Annotated in this window: 15 protein-coding genes, 2 tRNA genes and 3 rRNA genes; 4 read left to right on the top strand and 16 right to left on the bottom strand. The window is 56.3% G+C overall.

The window, feature by feature from the left end; genetic code table 11:
* The first annotated feature begins 134 nt into the window (after positions 1-134).
* On the top strand, positions 135-539 hold the full coding sequence (locus tag ACYZTR_RS23785) for a serine kinase/phosphatase (RefSeq protein ID WP_461974331.1): 405 nt from the start codon (positions 135-137) through the stop codon (positions 537-539).
* A gap of 43 nt (positions 540-582) precedes the next feature.
* Here the strand turns inward: ACYZTR_RS23785 and rimI are convergent, their stop codons facing one another.
* A complete protein-coding gene (gene rimI / locus ACYZTR_RS23790) occupies positions 583-1,035 on the bottom strand; it encodes a ribosomal protein S18-alanine N-acetyltransferase (RefSeq protein ID WP_461974333.1) in 453 nt (150 codons plus the stop codon).
* On the bottom strand, positions 1,028-1,768 hold the full coding sequence (locus ACYZTR_RS23795) for an energy transducer TonB (protein WP_461979859.1): 741 nt from the start codon (positions 1,766-1,768) through the stop codon (positions 1,028-1,030). The genes rimI and ACYZTR_RS23795 overlap by 8 nt, the downstream gene beginning before the upstream one ends.
* 220 nt (positions 1,769-1,988) lie before the next feature.
* On the opposite strand from ACYZTR_RS23795, the gene mksB reads away from it, so the two are divergent.
* The 3 genes from mksB to mksF are packed head-to-tail and all read left to right on the top strand — an operon-like array spanning position 1,989 to position 6,806.
* The gene (gene mksB / locus ACYZTR_RS23800) at positions 1,989-3,278 is read left to right on the top strand and encodes an Mks condensin complex protein MksB (protein ID WP_461974335.1); all 1,290 of its coding nucleotides are present in this window, start codon (positions 1,989-1,991) and stop codon (positions 3,276-3,278) included.
* Complete coding sequence (gene mksE, locus ACYZTR_RS23805) at positions 3,268-3,969, top strand: Mks condensin complex protein MksE (RefSeq protein WP_461974337.1); 702 nt, start codon at positions 3,268-3,270, stop codon at positions 3,967-3,969. Before mksB ends, mksE begins: the two co-directional genes overlap by 11 nt.
* The gene (gene mksF / locus ACYZTR_RS23810) at positions 3,966-6,806 is read left to right on the top strand and encodes an Mks condensin complex protein MksF (RefSeq protein WP_461974339.1); all 2,841 of its coding nucleotides are present in this window, start codon (positions 3,966-3,968) and stop codon (positions 6,804-6,806) included. The genes mksE and mksF overlap by 4 nt, the downstream gene beginning before the upstream one ends.
* 75 nt (positions 6,807-6,881) lie before the next feature.
* Here mksF and ACYZTR_RS23815 read toward each other — a convergent pair whose 3' ends face one another.
* From ACYZTR_RS23815 to ACYZTR_RS23880, 14 genes are all read right to left on the bottom strand, one after another.
* Entirely contained in the window at positions 6,882-9,185 is a 2,304-nt protein-coding gene (locus ACYZTR_RS23815; RefSeq protein ID WP_461974341.1) for a PqiB family protein, read from the bottom strand.
* A complete protein-coding gene (locus ACYZTR_RS23820; RefSeq protein ID WP_461974343.1) occupies positions 9,178-9,801 on the bottom strand; it encodes a paraquat-inducible protein A in 624 nt (207 codons plus the stop codon). The genes ACYZTR_RS23815 and ACYZTR_RS23820 overlap by 8 nt, the downstream gene beginning before the upstream one ends.
* Positions 9,788-10,447 (bottom strand): paraquat-inducible protein A, encoded by a 660-nt coding sequence (locus ACYZTR_RS23825; RefSeq protein ID WP_461974345.1) that lies wholly within the window; start codon positions 10,445-10,447, stop codon positions 9,788-9,790. Before ACYZTR_RS23825 ends, ACYZTR_RS23820 begins: the two co-directional genes overlap by 14 nt.
* Positions 10,448-10,595: 148 nt before the next feature.
* A 5S ribosomal RNA gene (rrf, locus tag ACYZTR_RS23830) occupies positions 10,596-10,711 on the bottom strand.
* A gap of 168 nt (positions 10,712-10,879) precedes the next feature.
* Positions 10,880-13,771: ribosomal RNA gene (locus ACYZTR_RS23835) — 23S ribosomal RNA — on the bottom strand.
* Between the two features lie 250 nt (positions 13,772-14,021).
* Positions 14,022-14,097 (bottom strand) — tRNA-Ala (locus tag ACYZTR_RS23840).
* Between the two features lie 30 nt (positions 14,098-14,127).
* Positions 14,128-14,204: transfer RNA gene (locus ACYZTR_RS23845), tRNA-Ile, on the bottom strand.
* A 161-nt stretch (positions 14,205-14,365) separates the two neighbouring features.
* Positions 14,366-15,904 (bottom strand): 16S ribosomal RNA (locus ACYZTR_RS23850).
* The 16S, 23S and 5S rRNA genes sit together here with 2 tRNA genes alongside, the layout of an rRNA operon.
* 544 nt (positions 15,905-16,448) lie before the next feature.
* Positions 16,449-17,069 (bottom strand): protein-methionine-sulfoxide reductase heme-binding subunit MsrQ, encoded by a 621-nt coding sequence (gene msrQ, locus ACYZTR_RS23855; RefSeq protein ID WP_461974347.1) that lies wholly within the window; start codon positions 17,067-17,069, stop codon positions 16,449-16,451.
* Positions 17,069-18,082, bottom strand: a complete 1,014-nt coding sequence (gene msrP, locus ACYZTR_RS23860) for a protein-methionine-sulfoxide reductase catalytic subunit MsrP (RefSeq protein ID WP_461974349.1) — start codon at positions 18,080-18,082, stop codon at positions 17,069-17,071. The genes msrQ and msrP overlap by 1 nt, the downstream gene beginning before the upstream one ends.
* Positions 18,083-18,145: 63 nt before the next feature.
* Complete coding sequence (pssA, locus tag ACYZTR_RS23865) at positions 18,146-19,003, bottom strand: CDP-diacylglycerol--serine O-phosphatidyltransferase (protein ID WP_461974351.1); 858 nt, start codon at positions 19,001-19,003, stop codon at positions 18,146-18,148.
* A 144-nt stretch (positions 19,004-19,147) separates the two neighbouring features.
* Positions 19,148-20,164, bottom strand: a complete 1,017-nt coding sequence (gene ilvC / locus ACYZTR_RS23870; protein WP_048724408.1) for a ketol-acid reductoisomerase — start codon at positions 20,162-20,164, stop codon at positions 19,148-19,150.
* 48 nt (positions 20,165-20,212) lie between these two features.
* Positions 20,213-20,704: an acetolactate synthase small subunit gene (gene ilvN / locus ACYZTR_RS23875; RefSeq protein ID WP_003176102.1), complete on the bottom strand. Its 492-nt coding sequence runs from the start codon at positions 20,702-20,704 to the stop codon at positions 20,213-20,215.
* 2 nt (positions 20,705-20,706) lie between these two features.
* A complete protein-coding gene (locus tag ACYZTR_RS23880) occupies positions 20,707-22,431 on the bottom strand; it encodes an acetolactate synthase 3 large subunit (RefSeq protein WP_282381770.1) in 1,725 nt (574 codons plus the stop codon).
* Positions 22,432-22,679: the final 248 nt, after the last annotated feature.

The raw sequence follows: 22,679 nt of genomic DNA on the forward strand, positions 1-22,679 counted from the left end.
GATGCGCTGGTTTGACAGACAACCGTCCATCGGGGTCACGTGCGCGATGCATATTTTCCGGTGTTGCGAGTCGTTGGAATTCTCAGCAGCCCAACGGGTCCACCTTAGTAAGGCCCACAGTATGAGGAATTGCCATGACTGAATCACGACGTCCATACGATGCGGTGCAACCCGAGCCCATCGATGACAACGAAGACCGCATGGGATCGATGCATGAGCTGGATTTCGACGAGGAAACACCCAGCGGCAAAATCGGCGACGAGCTACCGGAAACGGAGCGCGAGCGGCTGATGCCGCGGGATCGAGTGCGTGAAGCCGGCATGACCGGGGCCTCGACCGAGGACCATGAATCCACAGACGACGACATGAGCCCGGAAAACCTGATCCGTGAAGACGGCGCACGCGATGCTCATGAAGCCGGCGAAGGCGAACAGGCCGATTGGGATTTGAGCATTGTCGATGAAGACGACATTGGCGGTGGTAATGGGCTGGACGAGGCGGAAATGGCGCAACGCGATCCGATAGACGGTAATCGTTGATCTGTGGCGAGGGAGCAAGCTCCCTCGCCACAATAGCAGTACATCAGTCGACCAGGGTGCAAGCCATAACGACGGCGTCTTCGCGACCACCAACGGCAGGATAGTAATCGCGCCGCCGACCGATCTCGTTAAACCCATAACGCTCATACAACTTAAACGCGCCACGGTTGCTGTCTCGTACTTCCAGGAAACACTCCCGGGCTTTGGCGTCATACGCCCGGGACATTAAATGCTCCAGCAACGTCAAGCCCAGGCCACGGCCCTGGTTTTCCGGTTTGACGGTGATGTTCAGCAGATGCGCTTCATCCAGAATGATCTGCACCACGCCATGACCGACCTGCTGCTGGCCTTCGAACATCAACCAGATCTGGTACTTGTTTAAGCCATCGAGATAAATTCCGCGGGTCCACGGGTGGCTATAGGCCGCGTATTCGATATTCAGTACAGCGTCCATGTCCGCCTCGATCATTGGGCGGAACGATACAGCGTCACTCATTAGATTCTTTCCAGCGCGCCATCAGCCGACGCATGGCTTGCCAGACATCAGCCTTACGCTGTGGCTCTTCCATTAATAATTCCAGACCCGGCAGGGCCCAGACCGAGCCCAAGCCATCGACCTGGAGTTCACGATTGAAGGATTCGGCGTTTGCTTCACCGGCGAAACGCACCGCCGGCAGGCCAATCAGCCACACGCAGACACACGGAGCGTCTTCCAGCCGGGCCGATAGAAAACCTTGAACGAAGTCGCGAGCCGCTTCCGGGCCTTGATCCATGGTGCCCCGAACCAGCAACGGCCAGCGCACCGGCTCACCGACGATTTGCGGGCTGTCCGGAAGACCGGCGGCACGCAGCATGTCCTTGAGCAACAGATAGGCGGGGTCGCGGGTCTGGAACGATTCGCCTGTGGGTAACTCGACCAACAGCAGGCAGCGCCCGGCCCGCAGCAATTGCAGGGCAAAGCGCGGCGGCGGCACGACCGGCGCCTTGACCGCAACCGGAACCGCCTCTTCTTCGACCTTGGCGTTCGTGCGCGTGCTGGCCAACGATGGCCGTGGCACCTCGATTTTCACCCGTTCAGCCGGTTTGGCCACAGGTTCCACGAGCGCCTCAGCCACAGGTGCCGGCGTCACCGGGGCGACGACCACCGGCTCGGGCATCTCCAGCAGTTCAGGGCGCGAGGGCGCAGCAAAGGGCAATTCGGTGCGCGGCAGCCAGTTGACCACCTGCATGGCGGTCAAATAAGCGCGACGACGGGACTCGATAAGCAAAGGTCGGCCACTTGTGGATAACTAAAGTGCGGTGATTCTACCGCCCTTCGCTCAAGATCGCCCACGCTTGATCGATAGACTTCACCGATAGAAAAAGCGACAGCCCGCCCCGGGAGTGAATCGACACGCCTGCGATGCAGTACAATCGCGGCTTTTAATTGCCAACCAGCCGGCCATTCCGATGATCGAACCCAAGCGCGTCTTGCGCGCCCTCGCTGAACACTGGGCACTTCTGGAGCCACTGTGCGAGCACTTCGACCAAGGCACCTTGAGCCTAAACGAACTGCGTTCACAGTTGGCCGCCCAGCAACTCGACAGTACGCCGCAGGACATCACCAGCCTGCTGGACGTGTGGATCCGTCTCGACATTCTGGTTCCCGTGGCGAAAAGCCCGAACCGTTTCGAGCTCAACGCGCAGATCCATGACTTCCTCGCTTACCTGCGCCGTGAGCACCGTCTGGGCCTGTGCCTGGAAATCGAAGCCTATTTGCGCCATCTCGAACGTCTGGCCGGTTACATCCAGGACGCCTTCGACATCCGTGACGGCCACGACCTGGCGCGCCAGTTGCGCCTGCTCGACATGCGCGTGCGCGACGTTTTGAAGAAACTCGCCAACGACGAACAGGCGCTGGTGGCCGTCGCCGAACGCGCCAAGACCAGCGACCGGCAGATCCCGCTGCGTCAACGTTATGCCGAAGTACTGGCGACGTGGGACGAATACGTCGAGCCGATGATTCAGTTGGTGAACGCCGACGGCGCCTTCGAACAAGGCGTGCGCAAGGTCGAGAACGTCCTGCTGAAGATGCTCACCGAGCAACAGCGCCTCGGCCATCTGGTCGATGACGACATGCTGCTGCGTACCCACGCGCGCATCCTCGAAATGCAGACCAGCGCCCAGTTGACCCTGCGTCATGCCCGAGAACTGCTGCTGCCGCTGCGTGAAGAAGCCCGCCGCCACAACGCCGTGACCCGAGGCGCGGCGCTGGCTTTGTCGGCCATCCGCCGTAAAGGCATTGACGCCGTGCCGCAAGCCGCCATGCCGATGTTCACCCGACCGCAAAGCACGTTCCTCGGCAGCGCCAGCCAGGTCGAAGCCTACGTTTATGCGTTGGCCCGTTTCGAGCCAAAACCGGCGCGCTTCCCCAAAGCCCACAAGACGCAGAAAGGCGAAGCACCGCGCGCGCCACGCACGGTTCGGGAAATGCTCGAACGTTGCGAAGACGCCCTGCCGATGCCGGATTTGATGACTTGGCTGCTGGAGCAGGAGCCGGACGGCGCTACCGACGAATTGCTCTACTGGTTCTCGCGACTGTCGCGGGAAAAACGCTTCAACCGCGAGCGTCTGGAACGCCGCGATTATCACACTCATGAGCACCAGGTCAGCCTGCGCTCCTTCGCCCTGCTCTCGGCCCGCGACAGCGCCGAGGATTCTGCGAGCACACCCCATGCAAGTACTCCCCATGCAACTTGATCTATCCGAACTGTCCCAGCTGGCACCGATCTTTCGCGAGCTGTTCAAGGGCTACCACGTCAGCCGCCGCGACCCGGAGCTGTACGCGCAACTGTCGAATTTCCAGGACCAGTACCGCACGCTGTTCAGGGCGTTGGGCTTTGAACTGGTTTGCGACACCCGTGGTTTCTACTACTTTGTACCGGACCTCGCTGCGGCCGCGGTGAACAAAACGGCGCAACGTCTGGCGCTGTTCACCTTCATCCTCGTCGAGCACCTGGCTGATCAGGGCCGCGACCCGGTCGCCGTGCTCGACGGCGGCAGCCTCGGTCGCGATGAATTGCCATCGTTGCTGGAGAAGTACCGCGACCTGTTCATTCAGGCTGAAGTGCAGACCGTCGAAGAACTCGAAGAAAAAATCATGCGCCGAATGAGTCAGCTCGGTTTCGCTGGCGAAGAAAACGGCATCTATCGTTTCCTGCCGCCGATGCACCGTTTCCTCGATGTCTGCCTCTCGGTCCAGCAGGACCGTGATCTGGCCGCCAGCCTGCACAGCGTGTTGCCATTGCCGGTGCCAGTGCTGATCGATGACGACAGCGACGAAAAGCTATTGGAAACCGATGATCCGCTCGACCTGAGCGACTTCGAGGAAGAAAGCGAAGAAGACGCCATGGCCCGCGCTATCGCCGAAGAACAGGAGACCGATGCATGAGCAAGGAACGCTACGGCATTCGCCGCTTTGCCCTTTTGAACACCGCCGGTTACAGCCTCGGCCTGTTCCCGTTGGAAGAACCGTTGTCGGTTTACGGCGCCAACAACCTCGGTAAATCCGCCTCGATCAACGCCTTGCAGTTCCCGATCCTGGCGCGCATGTCGGACATGAGTTTCGGCAAATACAGCCTGGAACAATCCCGGCGCTTCTACTTCGCCTCGGACACCAGCTACATCCTGGTCGAAGTCTCGCTGCCCCACGGTCCGCACGTAATCGGTGTGGTCGGTCGCGGCCCGGGCGGTGGTTTCGGTCACCAGTTTTTTGCCTACGCCGGCAAGCTGGATTTGGCCCACTACCAGAAAAACGACACCTGCCTGCGTCAGAAAGAATTGTTCACCAACCTTGAGCGCGAAGGCCTGAAAGCCTACGAGCTCAAACCTGATGAGCTGCGTCGTTTGCTGGTGGGCGGGCACACGTCGATCCCGCTCGACTTGACGCTGATCCCGTTGCGCTCCACCAGCGAACAGAGCCTGAAGACGTTCCGCGCACTGTTCATCAACCTGCTGCACATGCGCGAAATTACGGCGGCAAAGCTCAAGCAACTGTTTCTCGATGCATTCGAACACAGCCTGCGTTCCGGCAGCGTCGACTACATCGCCGCGTGCGAAGAAGCGTTCCGCGATGTACGACGCATGGAGCAGGACTACAACTCGCTGGTCATTGCTGGCCCATTGGTCGAAGCCCTTGCGGCAGGCGTGACCCAGCGAAATATCCTGCGCGGCAAATTGCACCGGATCTCGCCGCTGCTCGATTCCCTGCTCGGCACCTGGTCGGACTACGCCAGTGCGCGCAAGGAAGAGCTGACGATTCAGGCCGAGCACTACCGCAACGAGCAAGACGCGCTGCAAAACGATCAGCGCGGCGGCACTCAGGAGCTGATGCGTCTGGAGCGGGAAATCACCGGCATCCAGCGCTGGCTCGGCGAATTGTCGGTGCTCAAGCATCGCTTCGCGTTGGTTACTGACGTCAAAGTCCTTGAGCAGCAACTGCTCGCGGCCAAGGACGCACACGATGAATTGGCCGGTGCGTTGGCGCAGTCGCGGCAGTTCAGCGCCGAAGATTTGGAAGAGCGTCTGCGGGATCTGGAAAAACGCCTGAAGTCGGTCAAGCAGCAACTCGATCACGCCGACAACAACAGCTACGCCCGTTTGCGCGAGGAATTCTCGCAACAGGATGTCGAGCGCCTGATGCGTCTGTTCAACAGCGCGCTGTTCAGCCTGCCGCTGGGCGAGCATGGCATCACGCTGGACGAGGACGGTCAGTGGGTCAAATCCATGGAGCTGATCCTCGATGGCTTCAAAGGCGAGCGTTTCGAAGTGCCGGGGCTGTCCATCGACATCTCGCACATCGAGCCTCCAGCGCTGCAAGCCTTGGCTGACCGCGCGGCGTTGCGCGATCAGAAAGAGCGTCTGGATAAAGAACTCAAGCAACTGAAAACTCAAGCTGCCGTGGCGGCTGACCGCGCTGCGAGCAAAACCCAGACCGAAGCGCTGTACCAGCAAGTGCTGGATGCGCAGAAAGCGTTGGAAGATTTCCGCCGCGCGCAAACCCTGAGTGCCGAGGAAAGCGACAAGCTGGAACAGCTAGCGCAGATGGAAGCGGCCCAGGACGAGTTGAAGCGTTCCAGCGACGCCTTCACCGAACGCGTCCAGCAATTGTCGGCCAAGCTGCAACTGGTCGGCCGGCAGATCGGCGACATGGAAGCCAAACAACGCACCCTCGACGACGCCTTGCGCCGCCGTCAGCTGTTGCCGGCAGACCTGCCGTTCGGGACGCCATTCATGGACCCGATCGACGATTCCATGGACAACCTGCTGCCGCTGCTCAATGACTATCAGGACAGCTGGCAAGGTTTGCAGCGCAGCGATGGTCAGATCGAGGCGCTGTACGCTCAGGTTCGCCTCAAGGGCGTAGCCAAGTTCGACAGCGAAGACGATATGGAGCGTCGTCTGCAGTTGCTGATCAACGCCTATGCGCACCGCACCGACGAAGCCCTGACCCTTGGCAAGGCACGTCGTGCGGCCGTTACCGACATCGCTCGGACCCTGCGTAACATCCGCAGCGACTACGACAGCCTCGAGCATCAACTGGCGCTGTTCAACCGCGAGATCAACAAGCGTCAGGTCTCCAACCTGCAGAGTTTCCGCATCGTGCTGGCGCCGAACAAGGAAGCGCTCAAGCACATCGACCAGATCATCCACAGCGCCGGCCAGTACGAAGAAGGCGAAACCCTTTCGGTCTTCGACCTGAGCCAAAGCGCTGATCAGGACAACAAGAACGAAGAAGCCAAGGAGTACCTGGCGCGACTGGTGGCGGCGAACCATAACCAGCTCGGCCTCAAGGACTTGTTCGAACTGGCGTTCGAGATCACCAAGGTCAACGGATCGCCGGTTATCCACACCGACATCGATGGCGCCGCCTCCAACGGCACGACCATGACCATCAAGGCGCTGACCAACATGTACTTGTTGCTGCACTTGATGGACCGCGATCAGGCCGGTCGCGTGCGCCTGCCGTACTACCTCGACGAGGCGGCGGACATCGACGAAAAGAACCAGGCAGCGCTGTTGGAAACCAGCTTGCAACTGGGCTTCGTGCCGATCCTGGCGAGTGTGAAGCCGCAGGTCTGCGCCAGTGTCGCCATCGACCTGGAAGGCGGCAGCGGCCCGAACGGTATTTACATCGACGAGGCGGACTGGAAGTACATCCGTCGTCACGATGAAGTGAAGGCTGCCGTTAATGTTGAAGCGGACGAGCCTGAGCTGGATGCCGTCTGATTTGCGTTAATCGAAGGCAATAAAAAAGGCCGCGATCTAATGGATCGCGGCCTTTTTCATGTCTGCTGTTTAAGCTTACTTGCCGATCGAAATCTTCGGCGCCCAAGTCAGCCATTCGTCTTCGAACTTGTCGAATAGTGGGAACGTCTGTTCGGGTCGCGCCGGACTGCCCATACGCTCACCGTCCGGCGTGGCGAAAGCGATGCCGCCCTGAATCAGCGTCTCCAGCGATTCGGTTCGTACCGTCGCGCCTTTGAACAAGCCGTAATCAAAGCCGAAACCACTGGAGTTCCAGAAACGCGTGCCGCTGCGCACCAACGGCGCGTACTTCGGCTCGATCAGGATGTGCACCAACACTCGATCGGCGGTCTGGCCGAGTTCATAGCCCGTCACTTTGCCCACGGTGATTTCGCGATAGGTGACCGGCACACCGGTTTTCAGCGAACCACGGCGGGCAGCACTCAACACCAGACTCAAACCAGCTTCTTGTTTAGCGGTTTCCGGCGGATTGGTCAGGGCGACGAAGTTCTTCTGCGGACCGAGGTTTTTCGCGGCCGGCTGCACTTCGATGTATTGGCCAGTGACCAGCGTTTCGAGGTTGGACGTCTTGATCAGACCCAGCTCAGGTTTGACTACCCAGAACTGACTACCAACCTGAGCGATACGCTCCGGCACTTCTGTGATTCGTGCGGTGAGCATCACCGATTGCAGGTCATCACTGAGGTCGACGTCTTCAATCTTGCCGACATCCAGGCCTTTGAATCTCACTGGTGTGCCGTTGCGTAAGCCATCAGCGCGATCAACCTTGATCGTGACCACAGTGCCTTTCTGGTTGGCCTCGTCATGGCTGGCGAACAGACGGAAACGCGGAATCCGCTTCCGCAACGGTGCTGTCGCTTGCGGGGTTTCGAAGGCGATACCGCCAGCCATCAGGCTTTGCAGCGACTCACTTTTGACTTGGATTCCACCGGTCAGCCCACCCGTCAGCGTAATGCCGCTGGCATTCCAGAAGCGTGTCGAGGCATTGACCAATCCTTCGTATTCCTTCTCGATGTGTACACCGACCACCAGCTGTTTTTTGGTCCGAGAGAACTGATAACTCTGGACCGAACCGACCTTGACCTGTTTGTAGAGAATCGGGCTGCCGACTTCCAGTGAACCCAGATTCTCGGTGAACAGCACCAGATGCAAACCCGGAGAGCGCAGATCCAGCGGCGGCGCCTTGGGTCGTGCCACGAATTCGCGTTGCGGCGCTGCGCCTTTGTCGCCAGGACGCACGGCGATGTAGTTACCTTTGACCAGGGCTTCCAGGCCGGTGATCCCCGCCAGCGAGATCGACGGTTTGACCACCCAGAACTGAGTGCCTTCGACCAGGTAATCTTCGGCTAATGGATCGAGGGTCAACTCGGCGGTTGCGCCGGACAGATCCGGATCGACCTTCAGCGTTTTCAGATTGCCGACCTGGATACCTTTGTACATCACCGGTGTGCGACCGGCCTGCAGGCCTTCGAAATCGCTGAGTTTGACCTTGACCCGAATCCCGGCAGCGGCCGCATCGAAATCTTCGTAGAGACGGAACGGCAGACTCGGGTCGGTGGGCGGACTGTCCTTACGGTTCTCCGGCGTGGCGAACGCGATACCGCCGGCGACGATGCTGGCCAGGGACTCGCTGCGCACTTTTACACCCGACAGGTTGGCGTCGATGCTGATGCCGCTGGCGTTCCAGAAACGCGTGTGTTTGCGCACCAGCTTGGCGTAGGTGGGTTCGATGAACACTTTGAGTTCAACCGTGCTCTGGTCCTCGGAGAGCAAGTAGCTTTTGACCTGGCCAACCTTGATCTGCTTGTAGAACACCGGACTGCCGCGGTTTAACGAGCCGAGGCGATCAGCCTTGATGGTCAGGTGCAAACCGGGCTGGGCGTCCGACAGCGGCGGCTCTTCGGCCAGGGCTTTGAACTTGCGAGTCGGCTCACCCTCGCCCGGGCTTATCGCGACGTAGTTACCCGAGACCAGCGTCTCCAGGCCAGTGATGCCTGCCAGGGTCACGCTTGGCTTGACCAGCCAGAAACGGGTGCTGGTCCGCAGGTATTGCTCCACATCCTTGTTCATTTCGACGGTGGCGATCACGCCTTTAGCGCTGCCTTCGTCATCAAGTGTGAGGGTCTTCACCTTACCCACCGACATGCCTTTGTAGACAACTTCGGTCTTGTTGGCCTGAATGCCTTCACCACTTTCGAAACGCACCTGAATCTCGATGCCGGTCTCGTTGTAGGCACGCCAGCCGAGCCAGCCGCCGATGATCAGGGCGATCAGGGGCAACACCCAAATTGCTGACCAGTTCGAGGCCGGTCGGGTTTTTGCTGTAGGCAAATCAGTCATGGTCGTCGTCCGACTCCGTGTTATCCCAAATCAGTCGGGGATCGAAAGTTACTGCGGCAAGCATCGTCAGAATCACCACACTGGCGAAAGCGATGGCGCCAAGATTGGCTTCGACGCTGGCAAGCCGTCCGAAATTCACAACCGCCACCAGGATGGCGATCACAAAAATATCGAGCATTGACCAGCGGCCAATGAACTCAATAAAGCGGTACATCCAAATGCGTTGGCGAGCTGACAGTGGCTGGCGGCGCTGCACGGAAAACAGCAGCAGTGCAATGCCCACCAATTTGAACGTTGGTACCAAAATACTGGCGATAAAAACCACGGCGGCGATGGGAATCATGCCGTGCTGAACCAGTTGGATCACACCGGACATGATGGTGCTGGGATCGCCCTGCCCCAGTGAACTGACGGTCATGATCGGCAGCAGGTTGGCCGGGATGTAGAGAACCCCGGCGGTCACCAGCAGCGCCCAGGTGCGCGCCACACTGTTCGGACGACGGGCGTGAACCAGCGCACCGCAACGGGTGCAGACCTGCTCGTTGGTATCGGCTTCCTGCTTGTTCAATTCATGGCATTCGGTGCAAATAAGAATGCCTGCATCAATCGCCCGCATGGGCATCCTCTCCTGATAAAGCCTGCCAGATCTGATGAGGCGACATCACAACCTCCAACCAGACCTGAACTAATAACAAACCGATAAAGCACGCCAGGCCAAGACCGACGGTAATTGCTGCCATATCTGCCAGTTTGACGATCGCCACCAGTACGCCCATGAGGTAAACCTCGAGCATCCCCCAATCGCGTAAATGGTGATAAATGCGGTAGAGCAACAGGCCGTAACTGCGTCCGATATCAAAACGAATACTCAGCAGTACAACTAATTGGCAAAGCAGCTTGAGCAGCGGGATTCCCATACTGCAGAGAAACACCACGACTGCTACGCCCTGCATTCCTGTACTGAACAGGCCAACAACGCCGGTCCAGACAGTGTCATGCGATGACTGCCCGAGTAGATGGAGCTGCATGATGGGTAAAAAATTCGCCGGGATATACAACAACAGAGCGGCGAGAACCAAGGCGAGACTACGCTGTACGACGTTATGCCGATGGGCGTAGAGCTCGTAACCGCAGCGCGGACAGATGGCTTTCTCGCCATGGGCGAGCTTGGGTTTGCGCATCAGCAAGTCGCACTCATGACACGCTACCAAGTCGTCCAACGGTAATTCTGACAGCCCAGGGGCGTCAACCGGATGTGACATAGAGGCACTGGCTCCGAAAAAGTTGGACCTATTCTAGTGTCATGGATCGAAAATAACTGTGCAAATTTGTGCTGTAACTGGAAAGCTACTTTCCTGCGGACAAACAAAACCCCTACCTGCATACGCAGATAGGGGTTTCGGAATTTAATCTTGACGATGACCTACTCTCACATGGGGAAACCCCACACTACCATCGGCGATGCATCGTTTCACTGCTGAGTTCGGGATGGGATCAGGTGGTTCCAATGCTCTATGGTCGTCAAGAAATTCGGTAGCCAGGTCGTGGGCCTTTGCAGGTTCACGCTCCAGCGAATGGGTAAGTGATAGATTTGTGTGTTGCATTGCGAATTTTCGACTGTGTCGTCTTCACACACCGCAATCTGGTGCTCTTTCGCTTTTCAGCTCGAAGCCTGCAAATTGCTTGGGTGTTATATGGTCAAGCCTCACGGGCAATTAGTATTGGTTAGCTCAACGCCTCACAGCGCTTACACACCCAACCTATCAACGTCGTAGTCTTCGACGGCCCTTCAGGGGACTCAAGGTCCCAGTGAGATCTCATCTTGAGGCTAGTTTCCCGCTTAGATGCTTTCAGCGGTTATCTATTCCGAACATAGCTACCCGGCAATGCCACTGGCGTGACAACCGGAACACCAGAGGTTCGTCCACTCCGGTCCTCTCGTACTAGGAGCAGCCCCTCTCAAATCTCAAACGTCCACGGCAGATAGGGACCGAACTGTCTCACGACGTTCTAAACCCAGCTCGCGTACCACTTTAAATGGCGAACAGCCATACCCTTGGGACCGGCTTCAGCCCCAGGATGTGATGAGCCGACATCGAGGTGCCAAACACCGCCGTCGATATGAACTCTTGGGCGGTATCAGCCTGTTATCCCCGGAGTACCTTTTATCCGTTGAGCGATGGCCCTTCCATACAGAACCACCGGATCACTAAGACCTACTTTCGTACCTGCTCGACGTGTCTGTCTCGCAGTCAAGCGCGCTTTTGCCTTTATACTCTACGACCGATTTCCGACCGGTCTGAGCGCACCTTCGTACTCCTCCGTTACTCTTTAGGAGGAGACCGCCCCAGTCAAACTACCCACCATACACTGTCCTCGATCCGGATAACGGACCTGAGTTAGAACCTCAAAGTTGCCAGGGTGGTATTTCAAGGTTGGCTCCACGCGAACTGGCGTCCACGCTTCAAAGCCTCCCACCTATCCTACACAAGCAAATTCAAAGTCCAGTGCAAAGCTATAGTAAAGGTTCACGGGGTCTTTCCGTCTAGCCGCGGATACACTGCATCTTCACAGCGATTTCAATTTCACTGAGTCTCGGGTGGAGACAGCGCCGCCATCGTTACGCCATTCGTGCAGGTCGGAACTTACCCGACAAGGAATTTCGCTACCTTAGGACCGTTATAGTTACGGCCGCCGTTTACCGGGGCTTCGATCAAGAGCTTCGCGTTAGCTAACCCCATCAATTAACCTTCCGGCACCGGGCAGGCGTCACACCCTATACGTCCACTTTCGTGTTTGCAGAGTGCTGTGTTTTTAATAAACAGTCGCAGCGGCCTGGTATCTTCGACCGGCATGGGCTTACGCAGTAAATGCTTCACCCTCACCGGCGCACCTTCTCCCGAAGTTACGGTGCCATTTTGCCTAGTTCCTTCACCCGAGTTCTCTCAAGCGCCTTGGTATTCTCTACCCAACCACCTGTGTCGGTTTGGGGTACGGTTCCTGGTTACCTGAAGCTTAGAAGCTTTTCTTGGAAGCATGGCATCAACCACTTCGTCACCCAAAGGGTAACTCGTCATCAGCTCTCGGCCTTAAGATCCCGGATTTACCTAAGATCTCAGCCTACCACCTTAAACTTGGACAACCAACGCCAAGCTGGCCTAGCCTTCTCCGTCCCTCCATCGCAATAACCAGAAGTACAGGAATATTAACCTGTTTTCCATCGACTACGCTTTTCAGCCTCGCCTTAGGGACCGACTAACCCTGCGTCGATTAACGTTGCGCAGGAAACCTTGGTCTTTCGGCGTGGGTGTTTTTCACACCCATTGTCGTTACTCATGTCAGCATTCGCACTTCTGATACCTCCAGCAAGCTTCTCAACTCACCTTCACAGGCTTACAGAACGCTCCTCTACCGCATCACCTAAGTGATACCCGTAGCTTCGGTGTATGGTTTGAGCCCCGTTACATCTTCCGCGCAGGCCGACTCGACTAGTGAGCTATTACGCTTTCTTTAAAGGGTGGCTGCTTCTAAGCCAACCTCCTAGCTGTCTAAGCCTTCCCACATCGTTTCCCACTTAACCATAACTTTGGGACCTTAGCTGACGGTCTGGGTTGTTTCCCTTTTCACGACGGACGTTAGCACCCGCCGTGTGTCTCCCATGCTCGGCACTTGTAGGTATTCGGAGTTTGCATCGGTTTGGTAAGTCGGGATGACCCCCTAGCCGAAACAGTGCTCTACCCCCTACAGTGATACATGAGGCGCTACCTAAATAGCTTTCGAGGAGAACCAGCTATCTCCGAGCTTGATTAGCCTTTCACTCCGATCCACAGGTCATCCGCTAACTTTTCAACGGTAGTCGGTTCGGTCCTCCAGTTAGTGTTACCCAACCTTCAACCTGCCCATGGATAGATCGCCCGGTTTCGGGTCTATTCCCAGCGACTAGACGCCCTATTAAGACTCGCTTTCGCTACGCCTCCCCTATTCGGTTAAGCTCGCCACTGAAAATAAGTCGCTGACCCATTATACAAAAGGTACGCAGTCACCCAACAAAGTGGGCTCCCACTGCTTGTACGCATACGGTTTCAGGATCTATTTCACTCCCCTCTCCGGGGTTCTTTTCGCCTTTCCCTCACGGTACTAGTTCACTATCGGTCAGTCAGTAGTATTTAGCCTTGGAGGATGGTCCCCCCATATTCAGACAAAGTTTCTCGTGCTCCGTCCTACTCGATTTCATGACTAAGAGATTTTCGCGTACAGGGCTATCACCCACTATGGCCGTACTTTCCAGAACGTTCCGCTAATCTCAAAGCCACTTAAGGGCTAGTCCCCGTTCGCTCGCCACTACTAAGGGAATCTCGGTTGATTTCTTTTCCTCAGGGTACTTAGATGTTTCAGTTCCCCTGGTTCGCCTCTTAAGCCTATGTATTCAGCTTAAGATAACCATCTTATGATGGCTGGGTTCCCCCATTCAGACATCTCCGGATCAAAGTCTGTTTGCCGACTCCCCGAAGCTTTTCGCAGGCTACCACGTCTTTCATCGCCTCTGACTGCCAAGGCATCCACCGTATGCGCTTCTTCACTTGACCATATAACCCCAAGCAATCTGGTTATACTGTGAAGACGACATTCGCCGAAAATTCGCATTCTTACTCATTAAGAGCAACTCACAAATTTTACCTTAGCCTGTAACAACACCAGTGAAAGTGTTGCCCAGTCTATCTTTCTATCACATACCCAAATTTTTAAAGAACGATCTAGCCAAAGACTAGAAATCAACATTCACCATCGTCACGATGGAATGCTCATTTCTAAGCTTTCAACAACAGAAGCAGTTAGTGGTGGAGCCAAACGGGATCGAACCGTTGACCTCCTGCGTGCAAGGCAGGCGCTCTCCCAGCTGAGCTATGGCCCCGTATTTCTACAGGCGTTTCCCACACAAAATTGGTGGGTCTGGGCAGATTCGAACTGCCGACCTCACCCTTATCAGGGGTGCGCTCTAACCAACTGAGCTACAGACCCAATTTCGAGCTATAAGGCCGACCTCACCCTGCTCTCTACCACCGAGCATCGGGTGCGCTCTAACCAACCAAGCTACAACCCCTTAGGGCTGCTTCTTATCGTCTTCTTCAATGAATCAAGCAATTCGTGTGGGAACTTATGGAGCAGCTGATGTCGTCGATTAAGGAGGTGATCCAGCCGCAGGTTCCCCTACGGCTACCTTGTTACGACTTCACCCCAGTCATGAATCACACCGTGGTAACCGTCCTCCCGAAGGTTAGACTAGCTACTTCTGGTGCAACCCACTCCCATGGTGTGACGGGCGGTGTGTACAAGGCCCGGGAACGTATTCACCGCGACATTCTGATTCGCGATTACTAGCGATTCCGACTTCACGCAGTCGAGTTGCAGACTGCGATCCGGACTACGATCGGTTTTCTGGGATTAGCTCCACCTCGCGGCTTGGCAACCCTCTGTACCGACCATTGTAGCACGTGTGTAGCCCAGGCCGTAAGGGCCATGATGACTTGACGTCATCCCCACCTTCCTCCGGTTTGTCACCGGCAGTCTCCTTAGAGTGCCCACCATCACGTGCTGGTAACTAAGGACAAGGGTTGCGCTCGTTACGGGACTTAACCCAACATCTCACGACACGAGCTGACGACAGCCATGCAGCACCTGTCTCAATGTTCCCGAAGGCACTCCGCTATCTCTAGCAGATTCATTGGATGTCAAGGCCTGGTAAGGTTCTTCGCGTTGCTTCGAATTAAACCACATGCTCCACCGCTTGTGCGGGCCCCCGTCAATTCATTTGAGTTTTAACCTTGCGGCCGTACTCCCCAGGCGGTCAACTTAATGCGTTAGCTGCGCCACTAAGAGCTCAAGGCTCCCAACGGCTAGTTGACATCGTTTACGGCGTGGACTACCAGGGTATCTAATCCTGTTTGCTCCCCACGCTTTCGCACCTCAGTGTCAGTATCAGTCCAGGTGGTCGCCTTCGCCACTGGTGTTCCTTCCTATATCTACGCATTTCACCGCTACACAGGAAATTCCACCACCCTCTACCATACTCTAGCTCGACAGTTTTGAATGCAGTTCCCAGGTTGAGCCCGGGGATTTCACATCCAACTTAACGAACCACCTACGCGCGCTTTACGCCCAGTAATTCCGATTAACGCTTGCACCCTCTGTATTACCGCGGCTGCTGGCACAGAGTTAGCCGGTGCTTATTCTGTCGGTAACGTCAAAACACTTACGTATTAGGTAAATGCCCTTCCTCCCAACTTAAAGTGCTTTACAATCCGAAGACCTTCTTCACACACGCGGCATGGCTGGATCAGGCTTTCGCCCATTGTCCAATATTCCCCACTGCTGCCTCCCGTAGGAGTCTGGACCGTGTCTCAGTTCCAGTGTGACTGATCATCCTCTCAGACCAGTTACGGATCGTCGCCTTGGTGAGCCATTACCTCACCAACTAGCTAATCCGACCTAGGCTCATCTGATAGCGCAAGGCCCGAAGGTCCCCTGCTTTCTCCCGTAGGACGTATGCGGTATTAGCGTCCGTTTCCGAGCGTTATCCCCCACTACCAGGCAGATTCCTAGGCATTACTCACCCGTCCGCCGCTCGCCACCAGGTACAAGTACCCGTGCTGCCGCTCGACTTGCATGTGTTAGGCCTGCCGCCAGCGTTCAATCTGAGCCATGATCAAACTCTTCAGTTCAAACATCTTTGGGTTTTTAAGAAACCCTAAACTTGGCTCAGCAATCGTTGGTTACATCTTTGATTTCTCGCGGAGTAACTTGTGATGCTGATAATCTTGTTGACTATCAGTCTGACTCCACAAGCACCCACACGAATTGCTTGATTCAGTTGTTAAAGAGCGGTTGGTTAAGATCTTTCGTCTCAACCGAGGCGCGCATTCTACAGCAGCCCCTGTTACTGTCAAGCGATTATTTTAAGAAGTTTTCAAAGTTTCCTTTGTAACTTCAACCACTTGCGCTTTCGATCTCTCGTTAGCGGGAGGCGAATTCTACAGCGTTACTCGCTGCTGTCAACACCTCTTTTACACCGCTTTCGACCGAGAAGATCGAACCGTTAAAAGAGCCAAACAACCCCGCTCTTTCAACTCCTTCTGGGCTTCGATGACCTGAAGCTACTCACTGTCGAAAACTGCGTAACTCATTGTTTACCAAGGAGTTTTCCGTTTCGACTGCGCCGGAAGTGGGGCGAATTATAGACGTCCAGAATCTGCCGTCAACACCTAATTACGCTTTTCTCGCAGAAGGTGCCTTTTTAGCAATTAAACGGGGGATTCGGCGGGTTACAGACGGTATCCGCAACACCAATAGTAATGCACCTATAGAGGCGTAGACCGCCCACTCCTTTAGATCGGCGCGAACAATCCACAACATGTGCAGCAAACCAAGCCCGAGAACCACGTAGGAAAGACGATGCAATTTCTTCCAGCGAGAACCCAACCGCCGCTGACTATAGCGATTTGAGGTCACCGCCAACGCCAATAAACAGAGAAACCCCAGCGTCCCGACAATAATGTATGGCCGCTTACGCAACTCGACACCCAACTGCGACCAATCAAAGCCAAGGATGAATGCGGTATACCCACTCAAATGCAAAACCACATAAGCGAAGCACCACAACCCCAATTGCCGTCGGACCGCAATCCACCCCGCCCAACCGGTAAGCTTCTGCAGAGGTGTCATGCTCAAAGTAATGAGCAGCAGGACAAGTGTCCCCTGCCCCAACCGGTCAACCAGCACCTTGCCCGGGTCAGGCCCGAGCACATCCTCCCAGGCCTGGTACAGCCAAAGCAGCGGCCACACCCCTGCCGCTATAAAGACACCAATTCGCCAAAACGGAAATCGCATCAATAGTTCTTCCGCAAATCGAGCCCTGTGTATAGAGAGGCGACTTCATCCGAGTAGCCATTGAACATCTGCGTGTCCCGCACATTGGGCTTGAACAGCCCACTCGGCAAACGCCGCTCACGTGCCTGAGTCCAACGAGGATGGTCGACCGTAGGATTCACGTTCGCATAAAAACCATACTCATCCGAAGCAATGCTCTGCCAAGTGGTTTTCGGCTGCTCGCTCACCAGACTGATCCGCACGATAGATTTAACGCTCTTGAAACCATACTTCCAAGGCACCACCAAACGCAGAGGCGCGCCGTTCTGATTAGGCAACTCCCGCCCATACATACCCACAGCAAGAATCGCCAACGGATTCATCGCCTCATCCAGACGTAGCCCTTCCACATAAGGCCAGTCGATCAAGGCAAAACCGGAACGCTGCCCGGGCATGCTCTTGGGGTCCTCCAGGGTTTCGAAGCGTATGAATTTGGCTTTGGAAGTTGGTTCGACCTCCCTGAGTAACGCCGAGATGGGAAAACCGATCCATGGAATGACCATCGACCAAGCCTCTACACAGCGAAGACGGTAAATGCGCTCCTCCAACTGATAAGGCTTCATGAAGTCTTCCAGTGCGTACCGTCCCGGCTTGCCTACCTCCCCGTCCACCACCACGCTCCAAGGCTCGGTTTTCAGCGCGCCAGCGTTGGCAGCGGGATCACCTTTATCGGTGCCGAACTCATAGAAGTTGTTGTAATGGGTGGCGTCCTTGAATGGCGTGATCGCCTCATCCTTGACGTTGACCGCGCCCCACTTCGTAGAAGGAAGTTTTTCGGCAAACCAGGAAGGCGCCTTGCCAGGCTCGACATCAGCATAACGCGCAGCATCGTCGGCAGAGGCCCAACGCGGCAGGCTGCTCACGGCCAGACCGGCAACGGCGGCGCCAAGAACATCGCGACGAGATAGATAGAAGGATTCAGGCGTGACGTCCGACTCATGGCAGTCAGACGCTTTGGAGACTTTGATCAGCATGGCAACTCCGCAGCATTGGAGGACAGATGTACCAATAGACTGCGGAGTATGAGGGAAATTACATCACTCGGCGCTTTTGTGCCGACGAAGACGCAATAGATACTGCACCGGACCAGAAGCCGCATAGGCAAGGAAAACCAGCAGCAGAATGCGCGGCGGATCACTGAAAACCACGGCAAACACCAGCACCACGACGAGAATCGCCACGAATGGTACGCGCCCTTTCAAATCCAGCTCTTTGAAGCTGTTGTACTTGATGTTGCTGACCATCAGCATGCCGGCAGCTGCGACCATTAGCGCAACCAGGAAGGACATCTTGGAGCCCTGAATACCGTAATCACTGAATGCCCAGACTATGCCTGCGACCACACCAGCAGCAGCCGGACTGGCCAGGCCGATGAAGTAGCGCTTGTCCGCGGTGCCGACCTGGGTATTGAAACGCGCCAAGCGCAACGCCGCGCCAGCGACATAAATGAAGGCGACCATCCAGCCGACCTTACCCATGTCGCCCAATGCCCAACCGAACGCCAACAAGGCCGGCGCAACACCAAAGGCGACCATGTCCGACAGCGAGTCGTACTCGGCACCGAAGGCACTCTGGGTATTGGTCATACGGGCAACGCGACCATCGAGGCCGTCGAGCACCATCGCGACAAAAATCGCAATCGCTGCAAATGCAAAATACTTGCTCGCACCAATCGAATCACCGGCACTCAAGGCGCTCTGGGCGCTCATCGAGTTGATGATGGAATAAAACCCTGCGAACAGATTCGCAGTGGTGAACAAATTCGGCAGAAGATAGATACCACGATGCCGGACTTTACGACCTTCAGCGTCATGCCCTTCCTCGATGTGTTCATCGATGGGCAGCAGACTTTCGGCGTCAGAAGCCTGGTTTGGCTCTTCGGGACGTTCGCTCATGGACATTACCTTGCAACGGGGTGGAAAGTTTGGACAGGTGTCTGGGACGACGGTTCGGCCGCAGACGATGCAGCTTTATACCAGAACCGGTGACCCAAACGAAAAAACGCGGCCTAAGCCGCGTTTTCCGTACAAGTGCGCGACTTAGTTTTTAGCTTTGTCGACGATCTTGTTGGCACCGATCCACGGCATCATGGAGCGCAATTGCTCACCGATGATTTCGATACCGTGAGCGGCGTTGTTACGACGCTTGGCGGTCATCGAAGGATAGCCGGTTGCGCCTTCGCTGATGAACATCTTGGCGTATTCGCCGTCCTGAATACGTTTCAGGGCGTTGCGCATGGCCTGACGGGATTCGGCGTTAATCACTTCCGGACCGGTCACGTACTCGCCGTATTCAGCGTTGTTGGAGATCGAGTAGTTCATGTTGGCGATACCGCCTTCGTACATGAGGTCAACGATCAGCTTCAGTTCGTGCAGGCACTCGAAGTAGGCCATTTCTGGCGCGTAGCCAGCTTCAACCAGGGTTTCGAAACCGGCTTTGACCAGCTCAACGGTACCGCCGCACAGAACGGCTTGTTCACCGAACAGGTCGGTTTCGGTCTCGTCCTTGAAGGTGGTTTCGATGATGCCGGTACGACCGCCACCAACGCCAGCGGCGTACGACAGCGCAACGTTCTTGGCGTTGCCCGAGGCGTCCTGATAGATAGCGATCAGATCAGGAATACCGCCGCCCTTCACGAATTCGGAACGCACGGTGTGGCCCGGAGCTTTCGGCGCGATCATGATCACGTCGAGGTCAGCGCGCGGCACAACCTGGTTGTAGTGGATCGCGAAACCGTGGGAGAAGGCCAGGGTGGCGCCTTTCTTGATGTTCGGCTCGATTTCGTTCTTGTACAGAGCGGACTGGAACTCGTCCGGGGTCAGGATCATGACCACGTCGGCAGCTGCAACAGCGGAAGCAACGTCAGTCACTTTCAGGCCGTGGGCTTCTGCTTTGGCAACAGTGGCCGAACCTTTACGCAGGCCAACGGTAACGTCAACGCCGGAGTCTTTCAGGTTGCACGCTTGAGCGTGACCTTGGGAGCCGTAACCGATGATGGCAACTTTCTTGCCCTGGATGATCGACAGGTCGCAGTCTTTTTCGTAATAAACTTTCATGAATTTCCCCTATATATCCAGGCCGTTCAGGCCATTCGCTAATTTGGTTTAGATGCTGAGTACTTTGTCGCCGCGGGCGATACCGGTTACGCCGCTGCGGACGGTTTCCAGAATCGAGGCGGTGCCAATGGACTGAATGAAGCTGTCGAGCTTGTCGCTGGTACCGGTCAATTGAACGGTATACACGCTAGCGCTGACATCGACGATCTGCCCACGATAAATATCGGTCGTACGCTTGATCTCGGCGCGCTGGGCGCCGGTGGCCTTGACCTTGACCAGCATCAGTTCGCGCTCGATGTGAGCACTCTCCGACAGGTCGACCAATTTGACCACTTCGATCAGCTTGTTCAGGTTCTTGGTGATCTGCTCAATCACTTCATCATGACCGACCGTGGTCAACGTCAGACGCGACAGGGTCGGGTCCTCGGTAGGTGCCACGGTCAGGCTTTCGATGTTGTAGTTGCGCTGCGAGAACAGGCCGACTACACGAGACAGAGCGCCCGGTTCGTTTTCCAGAAGCAAGGAAATAATGTGCCGCATGATTAAGTACGCTCCGTCTTGCTCAGCCACATATCGCGCATGGAGCCGTCTTTGATCTGCATCGGGTAGACGTGCTCGCTGGTGTCGACCGAAACATCGATGATCACCAGACGATCTTTCATGGCGAACGCTTCCTCCATCTTCGACTTCAAATCTTTCGAGTCGGTGATGCGCATGCCGACGTGACCATAGGCCTCCGCCAACTTGACGAAGTCAGGCAGCGACTCCATGTAGGAATGCGAGTGACGGCTGCCATAGCTCATGTCTTGCCACTGGCGAACCATACCCAGAACACCGTTGTTCAGGATCACGATTTTCACCGGCAAGCCATATTGCAGACAGGTGGACAGTTCCTGAATGTTCATCTGGATGCTGCCCTCGCCCGTTACGCAGGCGACGTCGGCATCCGGGAAGCTCAACTTAATGCCCATGGCCGCCGGAAAACCGAAGCCCATGGTGCCCAAGCCACCGGAGTTGATCCAGCGGTTCGGCTTGTTGAACGTGTAGTACTGCGCCGCGAACATTTGGTGCTGGCCCACGTCGGAGGCCACAAAAGCATCGCCCTTGGTCACTTCGCACAGGGTTTCGATCACGGTCTGCGGCTTGATGACGCTGCCGTCGCCCTTGTCGTAAGGGAACAGGCCGCGATCACCGCGCCACTCATCAACCTGCTTCCACCAACTGGCAACGGACTCCTTGTTCGGGGTCTCGCCAATTTCCTTGAGGATCGCGACCATTTCGGTCAGGACACTTTCCACCGGGCCAACAATAGGAACGTCGGCCTTGATGGTCTTGGAGATCGAAGCCGGGTCGATGTCGATGTGAATGATCTTGGCGTTCGGGCAGAACTTCGCCGGGCCGTTGATCACGCGGTCATCGAAACGCGCACCGACTGCGAGGATCACGTCAGCATGGTGCATCGCCAGGTTGGCGGTGTAGCTGCCGTGCATGCCGAGCATGCCGATGAACTGACGGTCGGTGCCAGGGTAGGCACCCAGGCCCATCAGGGTATTGGTCACTGGCAGGTTGAGCATCTTCGCCAATTCGGTCAGCGGCGCGGAGCCACCACCGAGGATCACACCGCCGCCTGCGTACATCACAGGACGCTTGGCCGCCAGGAGCATTTCTGCTGCCTTGCGGATTTGCCCGGAGTGACCGCGAACGGCTGGGCTGTAGGAACGCAGCTTGGCTTTTTTCGGGAAGATGTATTCGAACTTCTCGGCCGGGTTGGTCATGTCTTTCGGGATATCGACCACGACCGGACCCGGACGACCGGATTGCGCCAGGTAGAACGCTTTCTTCATGACTTCCGGGATTTCCGAGGCGTGCTTGATCATGAAGCTGTGCTTCACGATCGGCCGGGAGATACCGATCATGTCGGTTTCCTGAAACGCGTCAGTGCCTACCATGTTGCTAGGCACCTGGCCGGAAATGATCACCATCGGAATGGAGTCCATGTAGGCCGTGGCAATACCGGTGATGGCGTTGGTTGCGCCCGGGCCGGAGGTGACCAGTACCACACCGGCTTTACCGGTGGCACGAGCATAACCGTCAGCCATATGGGTCGCAGCCTGTTCGTGACGAACGAGGATGTGGGTTACTTCCGGTTCTTTGAACAGGGCATCGTAAACATGAAGCAGAGCACCACCCGGGTACCCGTAGATATATTTGACGCCTTCGTCACGCAAAAAGCGGACGAGCATCTCACCGCCAGATAAAAGCTCCACGTTGTTCACCTCTAAAACGCCAGAATACCGCCCACATAAAAGAAGACGGGTCTTAATAGGTTTACTTCTCAGCAGAGCATGAGCGACGGTGGTCGCCGACTACGTCAGCACTGACTGAGCAAGTATTGGGATCGTCCCAAGTGTTGCGGGCCTTTCCCACCCAGCGCGAGGTAACGCGTTGCGGGTGTAACAGGTCGGCGCGGATGTGCGCCTCATGATCTGCCGAGCGGGCCTGCTTCTGGCAGTCC

Source organism: Pseudomonas sp. Hz4, assembly GCF_054898165.1.

Excerpts from the sequence above, each read along its gene's own strand:
- ACYZTR_RS23785 (WP_461974331.1), top strand. The coding sequence starts at position 135 with ATGACTGAATCACGACGTCCATACGATGCGGTGCAACCCGAGCCCATC.
- rimI (WP_461974333.1), bottom strand. The coding sequence starts at position 1,035 with ATGAGTGACGCTGTATCGTTCCGCCCAATGATCGAGGCGGACATGGAC.
- ACYZTR_RS23795 (WP_461979859.1), bottom strand. The coding sequence starts at position 1,768 with ATGCAGGTGGTCAACTGGCTGCCGCGCACCGAATTGCCCTTTGCTGCG.
- mksB (WP_461974335.1), top strand. The coding sequence starts at position 1,989 with ATGATCGAACCCAAGCGCGTCTTGCGCGCCCTCGCTGAACACTGGGCA.
- mksE (WP_461974337.1), top strand. The coding sequence starts at position 3,268 with ATGCAACTTGATCTATCCGAACTGTCCCAGCTGGCACCGATCTTTCGC.
- mksF (WP_461974339.1), top strand. The coding sequence starts at position 3,966 with ATGAGCAAGGAACGCTACGGCATTCGCCGCTTTGCCCTTTTGAACACC.
- ACYZTR_RS23815 (WP_461974341.1), bottom strand. The coding sequence starts at position 9,185 with ATGACTGATTTGCCTACAGCAAAAACCCGACCGGCCTCGAACTGGTCA.
- ACYZTR_RS23820 (WP_461974343.1), bottom strand. The coding sequence starts at position 9,801 with ATGCGGGCGATTGATGCAGGCATTCTTATTTGCACCGAATGCCATGAA.
- ACYZTR_RS23825 (WP_461974345.1), bottom strand. The coding sequence starts at position 10,447 with ATGTCACATCCGGTTGACGCCCCTGGGCTGTCAGAATTACCGTTGGAC.
- msrQ (WP_461974347.1), bottom strand. The coding sequence starts at position 17,069 with ATGCGATTTCCGTTTTGGCGAATTGGTGTCTTTATAGCGGCAGGGGTG.
- msrP (WP_461974349.1), bottom strand. The coding sequence starts at position 18,082 with ATGCTGATCAAAGTCTCCAAAGCGTCTGACTGCCATGAGTCGGACGTC.
- pssA (WP_461974351.1), bottom strand. The coding sequence starts at position 19,003 with ATGAGCGAACGTCCCGAAGAGCCAAACCAGGCTTCTGACGCCGAAAGT.
- ilvC (WP_048724408.1), bottom strand. The coding sequence starts at position 20,164 with ATGAAAGTTTATTACGAAAAAGACTGCGACCTGTCGATCATCCAGGGC.
- ilvN (WP_003176102.1), bottom strand. The coding sequence starts at position 20,704 with ATGCGGCACATTATTTCCTTGCTTCTGGAAAACGAACCGGGCGCTCTG.